The sequence below is a fragment of the Vibrio sp. R10-SG3-ISO10 genome, from assembly GCF_059834185.1.
The window spans coordinates 47,802-57,591 of the sequence record NZ_JCBDHG010000027.1 but is presented as its reverse complement, the minus strand read 5'-3'; the positions used below and the strand labels follow the sequence as shown (position 1 = coordinate 57,591).

The following is a 9,790-nucleotide window of genomic DNA, read 5'->3' as shown; positions in this document are numbered from 1 at the left end:
TACTGAACATTACATAAAGTAATGTTTGAATTGACTGTGCTCTTATTGGTTTTCACTTTTGAAAAAGTGAAACAAAACAGCTCAAGGCTGCTTCCCAATTCGAATGGTCACTTCGTTTCATTGAAACCTAAATTGATACCGAAGTATCTATTTGGATTATCATCAACGAGTGCCCACACAGATTGATAGGTCTATATTTTTAAAGAGCTTTTTCTAACTTCCGTTGCGCTCAGCGCCACGTCGTTAGGGGTGCGTATCTTACGCTTCCCGTTTTGAGAGTCAAGCATTTTTTCAAACTTTCTTTTCTCTCTTTCCAACTCGGTGTGTGATGTTTGTCTCACTCCGTGTCGGTGAGGCGGCATTATAGGGAGGTCTGAGAGGAAGACAAGTGTTTTTTTGAAATTAATTTCTGTTTGGTTAAAAACAAATCAAAACCCTGAAAATAGAATAAAATTTCAACATTTGAGTCATGTCACACCAATACGTTGGAAAAACTACAACCATATACGTAAGATCCATGTGTCTATTTTGTTAACGGTAGACCTATTTTTTCTTAAACCTAAAAGTTGTATTCCAATATGAGTTCAAACAAATCGACCTTAATGATTGTCGCCTTAGCTGTTTTGGGCGGAATCATCTTTTCGCAGGTAGCAATCTCTCCTGCTTTAAGTTTTGTTCTGGGTGTTTTTGCTTCCGCTTTTATTCTTAAACTTTCCAACACCAATATTGAGCAAGACCCATCAAACGATCCATCAACTAAAACACTTTATGTAGGTAACTTGCCTTATAAGGCCAATGAATCTCACGTGAAAGAGCTGTTTGCCAAACACGGTGAAGTTTTTGCTGTTCGCTTAATGAAAGATAAACGAACAGGTAAAAGAAGAGGCTTTGGTTTTGTTGTGATGGCCGCTGCGGACGCGCAACCTGCAATAGAGGCACTTAATGAAAAGGATTATATGCAGCGCACATTGAAAGTTCGTATCGCTAACGATCCTAAATCTCAATCGGATAATATTGAACAGGGCTAAAACCAAGTTCATGTAATGCGATATTCAGCGCTCCCTCTTCCCAAGGGGGAGCACTTGAGAAAATCTCTCTTGTTCCGCTCCCATCTAACCCTGCACTCACTTTATCTTTCAGCAAGTCCATCACTCGACGAGCAATCGCCTCTCCTGAATCCACCAGCGCCACATTGCCAGACAGCACCTGCTGTATTTCTTGTTTAATCAGGGGGAAATGGGTACAGCCTAATACAGCGACATCAACCTTGTTGTCGATCGGAGTAAGAATTTGCTTTAATTCCACGATATCGATCGGTTTGCCACGCAGCTTTTCTTCAGCCATATCCACCAAACGAGTAGAACCTAGTAGCTCTACAGGTTTGCTTTGCGAGAAATCACGGATCAAGTCATGGGTATAAGGACGAGTTATCGTCGCCGGAGTGGCAATCAGTCCAACGGCTTTGTTAGCAAGACTCGATGCAGGCTTAATAGCAGGAACCACTCCAACAACGGGAACGGATAGCTTGGCACGCAGCGTGGGTAGAACAATGGTACTGGCAGTATTGCAGGCAATTACAACCAAATCGATTTGATGCTGCTCAACTAAAGAGGAAACCAACGTATTAACACGAGCAATAAGCGTCTCATGCTCTAGCTCACCATAAGGATAAGCGGCATTGTCAAAGATATAGAGGTAATCAAGCTGAGGTAATTTTGCCTGTATCTCTTTATAGACAGACAGACCACCGACACCAGAATCAAAGATTAAGATTTTTGCTTGTTGCTGGGACACTTGATTTGCTCATTACTTTACGACTTGGCAATGATACTCGCTGTGGCTATTTTGGCAAACATTGCGCTTGATAACGTTGATGAGTAAAACGCTCTCCTCGCTCCTGATGAGTTAGCTTTAGCTCAATCCTACCTTTATAGCTGCGAGTCTCTGTTACTAGGGTATGAAACTCTCCATCTTCTCCACAAAGGTCAACACCATTTGGTAAGCTATCTAGGAAGGATTGGCTATACCACTGGCCACAGTAGTCAGGCGTTAGTGCGTTGCCATCTGTTGTCACAACCAAGGTTTTGATCCCTCGTTGGAGAATCTCTTGAGCTAAGTCTTCGCTTCGCTGCCCTAGTAGAGGAAACACACACTCCCATCCGGCAGGCTCGATAAAGCTACGACGATAGGCTTCAATGCCATTACAGAACATATCTCCAAACGCGACACCATCAATCGCAAGGCCGCTCTCTTTTAGTGCCCTGATAATCGTCGATTGATAAACTTCGTTGGGGGGGAAAGCTTGCGGCATTTCTATCTTAATTAACGGTAACCCTAACAGCTCCGCCTGCATATCGAGCACAGGAACAGGGGTCGCTTGAAAAGGGACTTCATCTTTGACATAGGTCGTGTATAGACCCACCACTTGATACTCTTCGCTTTCAATCAACCTTTCTAAGGTCAAAGTCGAATCTTTGCCGCTCGACCAACTAATAATGACGTTCTTTTTCATAGTTTGCTTATATAAATAAAAACCGCCCGAAGGCGGTTTTTAGAGTTTTCGTTAGAATTGGTAAGTACCTGTTAGCATTACTTTGCGACCATCCCCTGGGTAGTAAGATCCCCAGCTGTTAGCATTTGCAGGGTATTTTTCATCCAGCGCATTATCAATTCGAAGGCTCGCTGACCAAACATCTTGAGTAAAATTAACTGCGATATTCCCCAGCCAGTAAGCTGGAAGTTTATCCGAGCTATTCGCTTTGTCACCATCTTTATACCGAGTGCCAGTGTATACCCCTTCCACAAATAGCTGCCAATTATAGTTAATATCATACGTAGCGAATGCTCGACCAGTATTACGTGCAACCCATGGTAACTTCTTACCCTTATATTCACCTTCGGTGAATTTCGCATCAATTAGGCTGTACTCTAAACCTAGCAGAACATTTTCTGTGACATAAACGTCACCACTTACACTCATACCATTACGTTCAGATTCTTCAGCATTCACATTGGCACCATCAAAAAGCCCACCTATAGGTTTAGGAGCACTGCCATCATAAACGATCTCATCTTCTAAACGCAGGTTGAACACATCAACCTTCACGCTGTAACCATTTTGCGAAAGGCTCCATCCTGCTTCCAATGATTTACCCGTTTGCGGTTTTAACCCCATGACACCTGGTGAGGTGTATGCCTGTTCATCAATTTTAGCAAATCTAAAGTTAGTTTCTCCGCGCAAGTACACACGCTGAAATTCATTTATTTTGTAATTTAGTCCAAGCTCATAGGCATCTTGAGACTCTGACAATTTTTCCTTGTTTGGGTACACGGAGCCATCGTACAGCAAGTCTTCTACTGCACTGTATCTACCGCCAGCTGTTAATGCCAGGTTGTCAATCAATGGGTAATTTAACTGTCCAAAAACGCTATAAGTTTTTTGCTCATTTGCCCTGTCGATAGACGACGATTTGTATGAATGATCGCGATCAGCCCCCTCTAAACCGATTAGGGCATTACCGTTCCCAGATTCTGTGGCAAATTGATTTTCAATATTTATCGAACCAAATAGTTGCGTACTTTTTTTGCTTGTAGGGCTTGTCGAAGTCGCCCCAGAACCCGACGTATTATCGTAAATAGCGTCGGTTCTTAAGACCCACCCATTATTTAAACTACGCTTATAACCTGTACGTACAGCTTTAGTAATTTCATGAGAGTAGCCTAAACTAGACCCCGCTTGAGTCGGATCTTGTTCATACTTTTCTTCACTTAAGCTTCCAGCATATTCTCTATTATTATCGTAGTAGCTAGCCTCAGCAAAAAACTCTGTTCCATTTTGTTCAAAGCTCAACCGCCCAAGAAGCGAACCTGTCTCACGCTTATTGTGCTCGCGGTAATTATCACTATTGTCTTGGTTAGCACTAATGAACATGCTCCAAGTATCATTTAACTTTTTTGACACATCGACGCTACCGGCCACAGAGTCGAAACTACCAACAGCTACTGATGCACTCCCACCTTCTTGGCTACCACCTTTAGTAATGATGTTAATCACACCACCTACCGCCTGATCACCATAAAGTACACCAGCACTACCAGAAAGAACTTCAACTCGTTCTATTTGTGAAATCAGAATTGAACTAATTTGAGGCGAAGACAGGTCTTGTTTGTTTAAGCGACGACCATCAACAAGAATCAGTGTGTTGCTTGATGCTTGTCCACCGCTGAATCCACGCATAGCAAATGCAGGCCCACTATTGGTATCAGAAATCTGAATTCCCGCTCTGGCACGTAACAAAGTATCTAGGCTCTTCGCACCGCTGGCAGCTATATCATCTGAAGTAATAACAGTAACGTTAGCTGGAATGTCTTCAATTGAATTATTGAAATCGCTCTTAGCTAAAACCACCATAGTTTCATCATAAGATGCTTCTTGGGCGTAAGAAAGGGAGGCGTGCGGAAGTAGCGATGCCACAGCAATCGCTAGAATAGATCGGTTCATTTTTATAATCCTAAATCGCGTAAGTCCTACCGAGCATGGAGCGCTTGCTTCCAGTACCACTGCTCAGCTGCTGGCAGGTCTTCGGACTTAAGAGCTCGGCATTGCCACCTACTCACTCGACTTCCCACATAGTCCTCTATGCAGTGTCATTTGAGTTTTCGTTCTCTTTTACCGCTGCGCGTCAGTTCTGGATTTACACCAGATTCCCTTTTCAGCCATCTATACATCTAGAAAGCACCAGCTAGGCGCAGATGTTATTAAGCTATGGATTATTTGTCCAGAGCATAATTGGGATTTATATCTATATGATATAGCGAGTTGCACCGCCAAAGTGCGATTTACACACTATCTTTAAGGCATTGGTAGGACAAGACTGGACATAGCGCTGAGATTGAATAAAATCTGCGCTCTTAAATTAAATACAACCTCGACAGGTACCAACCTAAGGCAATAATCATGGCGACTCTTGATGTAAACCCGCAACGCTACCAAGAACAACTGGCTGAGAAGATCGACCGTCTCAATGAGATGTTCGCGCCTTACCAAGTACCTGAGTTGGAAGTATTTGAATCTCCTGAGCAACACTACCGTATGCGTGCAGAATTTCGCGTTTGGCATGAAGGTGAAGACCTTTATTACATCATGTTCAATCAAGAGACTCGCGAGAAGTACCGTGTCGATCAGTTCCCTGCGGCAAGCCGTTTAATTAATGACTTAATGCCATTGCTTGTTGATGCAATGAAAGACAATGACTCATTGCGCCGTAAGCTTTTTCAAGTTGATTTTCTTTCGACGCTAAGCGGAGAAATCTTAGTTTCGCTGCTTTACCATCGTCAGCTTGATGAGGAATGGACTGACAATGCGAAAGCGTTAAAACAACGTTTGAATGATGAAGGCTTTAATCTCAACATCATCGGTCGCGCACGCAAGATGAAGATTGTTCTCGATCGCGACTACGTGATTGAAAAGCTCGATGTAAACGGGAAGCCATACATTTACCAGCAAGTAGAAAATAGCTTTACCCAACCAAATGGCAAGGTTGCAGAGAAGATGCTGGAGTGGGCAGTAGACTGTACTCAAGACAGTACGGGTGATCTGCTTGAGCTTTATTGTGGTAACGGAAACTTCTCGCTGGCTCTGGCACAAAACTTTGATCGCGTACTCGCAACAGAGCTGGCTAAGCCTTCTGTTGTATCAGCGCAATACAATATCGCAGCCAACAAGATTGATAACGTACAGATCCTACGTCTTTCAGCAGAAGAGTTTACTGAAGCAATTGAAGGCAAGCGCGAGTTCCGTCGCCTGCAGGATGCGGGTGTCGACCTTAAGAGCTACAACTGCAATACCATTTTCGTTGACCCACCACGTGCAGGTATGGATATCGATACCTGTAAGATGGTGCAAGGCTACGAGCGTATTATGTACATTTCGTGCAACCCAGAGACACTGAAAGAAAACTTAGATGTGCTGTGCGAGACTCACAAAGTGACGCGCTTTGCTCTATTCGATCAGTTCCCATACACCCACCATATGGAAGCAGGCGTACTCCTGGAACGCAAAGCTTAACCATTTAGAACAAATAAAAAAACGAGCCATTGGGCTCGTTTTTTGTATCAATCTACTAAGCTGAAATTACGACTCAGCTTTTGGTTTCGCTGGCGCTGTTAAGAAGCCGAGCTTTTTCGCTACCCAAAGCAGCAAACCAAGCGTAATAAAGATTGCTAGCATGTTAGAGCCCGAGTCTGGGTACTGAGCTTTAACAAATGCTGAGTGACCAAATGCACCGACGAAGAAACACGCCAGACCCACTAACGGGATATCTTCAGATACAGGGTTACTTAAGTACTCTCGGTAAAGTGCTTGCACTGACAGCACAAGCGCAATCAGTGGAAAAATTGAGAAAGGCACATCACTCATGGTTAGCCATGACAACATAGCATCACCACACATACCCGCAATTAGAGCCAGTACCAGTGTTTTCTTCTCAGAACCATGATTAACTTGGTTTGTTTCATTCGACATTAATCTATCCCACCTTTTAATCGGTTACGTTCACGTTCTTTGCGATACCAGAAAGCCCCTTTGGCTATCATTCGCAATTGCATAATTAGACGTTCGGCAAGTTCATCGCGTTCACGTCGATTTAAATCTAAAGCTTCTGCGCCAGAGCTGAATACCAATGTGACCGACGCCTCTGCTTGCGTGAAAGCTTCATCTCGGGCCATACCAGTACTGATCAGGTATTCTGTCATCTCGGCGACAAAGTGTTGCATCTCACGAGCAACGGCTGTACGAAATTCAAATGAGGTTCCCGAACGTTCACGTAATAATAGTCGGAAAACGTTGGGGCTACTTTCGATAAACTCCATAAAGGTCTCTACCGAAGTACGGATCACACTGCCCTCTTTGACGATGCGTTGGCGAGCTTGACGCATTAGCTGACGCAGCAACAAGCCCCCTTCATCAACCATGGTCAAACCTAGCTCATCCATATCTTTAAAGTGACGATAGAATGAAGTTGGAGCGATACCCGCCTCTCGTGCGACTTCACGCAAGCTCAGGTTGGAAAAGCTTCGGTCAGCACTTAACTGACTGAATGCAGCGTCAATCAAAGAGCGACGCGTTTTCTCTTTCTGCTGAGCACGGATTCCCATGGATTTCATAGTTATTTTTCTATTTTTCTAACTTCGATAGCCATTAATATACAACGATTGCCTTAAGGAGATAAGCCATAATCTTGTGCTTTGCTGACCGAGTGGCAATTAAACCGAGTTGAGTTGAGAATTCAATCTTTTCCACCCTAATAAGAGACATACGACATACCCTTTAATCTATTTGCTTGATTCTCCGTGATCTCGCCGACTGTCTAGTATGCTTTAGGTGTACGCCATAACGGAATCAGTTAAAATCTCGCTAAAGCAATGTTAAGAATCTATAACAAGGAAGAAACTATGGCCCAGAGCAACCACTTTGATGTAATCGTTATTGGTAGTGGCCCCGGAGGCGAAGGGGCAGCGATGGGATTAACCAAAGCGGGCTTAAATGTTGCCATTGTAGAAAAGGAAAGTAGTGTCGGTGGTGGCTGTACTCACTGGGGTACCATCCCTTCAAAGGCTTTACGTCATGCAGTAAGCCGAATCATTGAGTTCAATAACAACCCTCTGTTTTGTCACAACAACACTAGCCTACATTCGACGTTTTCCAACATTCTCGGTCATGCCAAATCGGTGATCGATAAGCAGACACGACTTCGTCAGGGCTTCTATGATCGTAACCAGTGCTCGTTGATTTTTGGTACGGCTCGCTTTATCGATAAATATACCATTGCCGTGATGCAAAGCGATGGCACAGAAGAGACCTACAGCGCCGACCGTTTTGTTATCGCGACAGGATCTCGCCCATACCAACCTGACAATGTCGATTTTATGCACGAGCGTATTTATGACAGTGACTCGATACTGAGTCTTAAGCACGACCCTCGTCATATCATCATTTACGGTGCAGGTGTTATCGGCTGTGAGTATGCATCGATTTTCCGTGGTTTAGGTGTCAAAACAGACCTAATCAATACCCGAGATCGCCTACTTGCCTTCTTAGATAATGAAGTTTCAGATGCTTTGTCTTACCACTTCTGGAACAGTGGCGTTGTGATTCGCAACGATGAAACGTTTGAGAAGATTGAAGGGACTGAAGATGGTGTCATTGTTCATCTTGAATCCGGTAAGAAAATGCGCGCCGACTGTATCCTTTACGCCAATGGCCGTACAGGTAACACAGACAAGCTTAACCTCACTGCAGTTGGGTTAGAGGCTGACTCTCGCGGACAATTAAAAGTCGATGGTAACTATCAAACCGAAGTTGAACATGTTTATGCTGTCGGTGACGTAATTGGCTACCCAAGCCTAGCAAGTGCCGCTTATGACCAAGGACGCTTTGTTGCTCAGGCGATCACCAAAGGCAAAGCAGACGGCAACCTTATTGAAGATATTCCAACGGGTATCTACACCATTCCAGAGATCAGTTCTGTGGGTAAAACAGAGCAAGAGCTAACTGCGGCAAAAGTGCCGTATGAAGTTGGGCGCTCTTCTTTCAAACACTTAGCTCGCGCTCAAATCGCGGGGAAAGATATTGGTAGTTTGAAGATTCTCTTCCACCGCGAAACGAAAGAGATCCTTGGTATTCATTGTTTTGGTGAGCGCGCAGCGGAAATCATCCACATAGGCCAAGCCATTATGGAGCAGAAAGGGGAAGCGAATACCATCGAATATTTCGTCAACACCACTTTCAACTACCCAACTATGGCCGAGGCTTATCGCGTAGCAGCACTTAATGGTCTTAACCGTTTGTTTTAAATAAGCCACCAGCTAAATATAGAAAAGCCGCAACTCAATTAAGTTGCGGCTTTTTAGTTTCATCAATTATTGATTCAGGTAAGTGGCATGAAACTCAAGATGCTGTTCAATAAAGCTCGAAATGAAATAGTAGCTGTGGTCATAACCTGACTGCATTCTCACTTCAACGTCAGAATCATGGGTTTGCGCTGCGGCAATCAATGCTTGTGGCTTTAGTTGCTCAACCAGAAAGTTATCCGCATCTCCTTGGTCGACTAAAATCGGCAGCTTTGCTTGCGCCTGCTTTAATAACTCACTGGCGTCATACTCTCGCCAAGCCTCAAAGTCATTACCTAGGTAGGCATTAAACGCTTTTTGCCCCCAAGGACACTGCATAGGATTAGTGATCGGACTAAAGGCAGAAATCGAACGATACTGCTGCGAATTTTTCAGCCCTATAGTCAACGCGCCGTGTCCACCCATACTATGCCCAGCAATCGACTTAATCGACGAAACTGGGAAGTTAGCTTCAATCAAAGATGGCAGCTCTTGGGTGACATAGTCATACATATGATAGTGACGAGACCAAGGCTCTTGAGTTGCATTAAGATAAAAACCGGCACCCTGTCCTAGATCGTAACCTTCATCATCTGCGACCTCTTCACCTCTAGGGCTAGTATCTGGTGCTACGATGGCAATCCCCAATTCAGCAGCCCGTCGAAACGCCCCTGCCTTTTGCATAAAGTTTTCGTCGGTGCAAGTTAGGCCAGATAACCAGTAAAGCACAGGAACGGGTTTGGATTTGGTCGCATTAGGTGGCAAAAAGATTGCGAAACGCATGTTGCAGTTTAGAACGTTAGAATCATGCGTGTACTGTTTGTGCCAACCACCAAATACTTTGGCTTGGCTTACGTTTTCAATGGTCATAACCACCCCAGATTAAAAATTCAGAAGACAA

9 protein-coding genes and 1 riboswitch are annotated in these 9,790 nt (G+C 44.1%); of the genes, 3 read left to right on the top strand and 6 right to left on the bottom strand.

Going from position 1 to position 9,790, the window contains the following annotated elements; genetic code table 11:
* The first annotated feature begins 578 nt into the window (after positions 1-578).
* Positions 579-1,028, top strand: a complete 450-nt coding sequence (locus tag AC6R16_RS22510) for an RNA recognition motif domain-containing protein (RefSeq protein WP_171383718.1) — start codon at positions 579-581, stop codon at positions 1,026-1,028.
* Here the strand turns inward: AC6R16_RS22510 and murI are convergent.
* From murI to AC6R16_RS22495, 3 genes are read right to left on the bottom strand one after another with little or no spacing between them, the layout of a single operon-like run.
* The gene (murI, locus tag AC6R16_RS22505; protein WP_500675773.1) at positions 994-1,794 is read right to left on the bottom strand and encodes a glutamate racemase; all 801 of its coding nucleotides are present in this window, start codon (positions 1,792-1,794) and stop codon (positions 994-996) included. The two genes, AC6R16_RS22510 and murI, sit on opposite strands and share 35 nt — an antisense overlap.
* Positions 1,795-1,840: 46 nt before the next feature.
* A complete protein-coding gene (locus AC6R16_RS22500; protein WP_500675772.1) occupies positions 1,841-2,512 on the bottom strand; it encodes a Dph6-related ATP pyrophosphatase in 672 nt (223 codons plus the stop codon).
* 51 nt (positions 2,513-2,563) lie between these two features.
* Positions 2,564-4,501, bottom strand: coding sequence for a TonB-dependent receptor (locus AC6R16_RS22495; RefSeq protein ID WP_500675771.1), 1,938 nt, complete (start codon positions 4,499-4,501; stop codon positions 2,564-2,566).
* A gap of 55 nt (positions 4,502-4,556) precedes the next feature.
* A riboswitch (cobalamin riboswitch) is annotated at positions 4,557-4,758 on the bottom strand.
* 199 nt (positions 4,759-4,957) lie between these two features.
* Between AC6R16_RS22495 and trmA the strand changes: the two genes are divergently transcribed.
* The gene (gene trmA / locus AC6R16_RS22490) at positions 4,958-6,067 is read left to right on the top strand and encodes a tRNA (uridine(54)-C5)-methyltransferase TrmA (protein WP_004745063.1); all 1,110 of its coding nucleotides are present in this window, start codon (positions 4,958-4,960) and stop codon (positions 6,065-6,067) included.
* 66 nt (positions 6,068-6,133) lie between these two features.
* On the opposite strand, the gene AC6R16_RS22485 is transcribed toward trmA, so the two are convergent.
* Positions 6,134-6,523: a YijD family membrane protein gene (locus AC6R16_RS22485; protein WP_500639608.1), complete on the bottom strand. Its 390-nt coding sequence runs from the start codon at positions 6,521-6,523 to the stop codon at positions 6,134-6,136.
* Positions 6,523-7,164, bottom strand: a complete 642-nt coding sequence (gene fabR, locus AC6R16_RS22480) for an HTH-type transcriptional repressor FabR (RefSeq protein ID WP_004745061.1) — start codon at positions 7,162-7,164, stop codon at positions 6,523-6,525. The genes AC6R16_RS22485 and fabR overlap by 1 nt, the downstream gene beginning before the upstream one ends.
* A gap of 258 nt (positions 7,165-7,422) precedes the next feature.
* Here fabR and sthA point away from each other — a divergent pair, with 258 nt between their 5' ends.
* The gene (gene sthA, locus AC6R16_RS22475) at positions 7,423-8,853 is read left to right on the top strand and encodes a Si-specific NAD(P)(+) transhydrogenase (RefSeq protein WP_071881303.1); all 1,431 of its coding nucleotides are present in this window, start codon (positions 7,423-7,425) and stop codon (positions 8,851-8,853) included.
* Positions 8,854-8,919: 66 nt separating this feature from the next.
* On the opposite strand, the gene fghA is transcribed toward sthA, so the two are convergent.
* Positions 8,920-9,759, bottom strand: coding sequence for an S-formylglutathione hydrolase (gene fghA, locus AC6R16_RS22470; RefSeq protein ID WP_500675770.1), 840 nt, complete (start codon positions 9,757-9,759; stop codon positions 8,920-8,922).
* Positions 9,760-9,790: the final 31 nt, after the last annotated feature.

Coding starts and splice junctions, on each gene's coding strand:
- AC6R16_RS22510 (WP_171383718.1), top strand. CDS start 579: ATGAGTTCAAACAAATCGACCTTAATGATTGTCGCCTTAGCTGTTTTG.
- AC6R16_RS22500 (WP_500675772.1), bottom strand. CDS start 2,512: ATGAAAAAGAACGTCATTATTAGTTGGTCGAGCGGCAAAGATTCGACT.
- AC6R16_RS22495 (WP_500675771.1), bottom strand. CDS start 4,501: ATGAACCGATCTATTCTAGCGATTGCTGTGGCATCGCTACTTCCGCAC.
- trmA (WP_004745063.1), top strand. CDS start 4,958: ATGGCGACTCTTGATGTAAACCCGCAACGCTACCAAGAACAACTGGCT.
- AC6R16_RS22485 (WP_500639608.1), bottom strand. CDS start 6,523: ATGTCGAATGAAACAAACCAAGTTAATCATGGTTCTGAGAAGAAAACA.
- fabR (WP_004745061.1), bottom strand. CDS start 7,164: ATGAAATCCATGGGAATCCGTGCTCAGCAGAAAGAGAAAACGCGTCGC.
- sthA (WP_071881303.1), top strand. CDS start 7,423: ATGTTAAGAATCTATAACAAGGAAGAAACTATGGCCCAGAGCAACCAC.
- fghA (WP_500675770.1), bottom strand. CDS start 9,759: ATGACCATTGAAAACGTAAGCCAAGCCAAAGTATTTGGTGGTTGGCAC.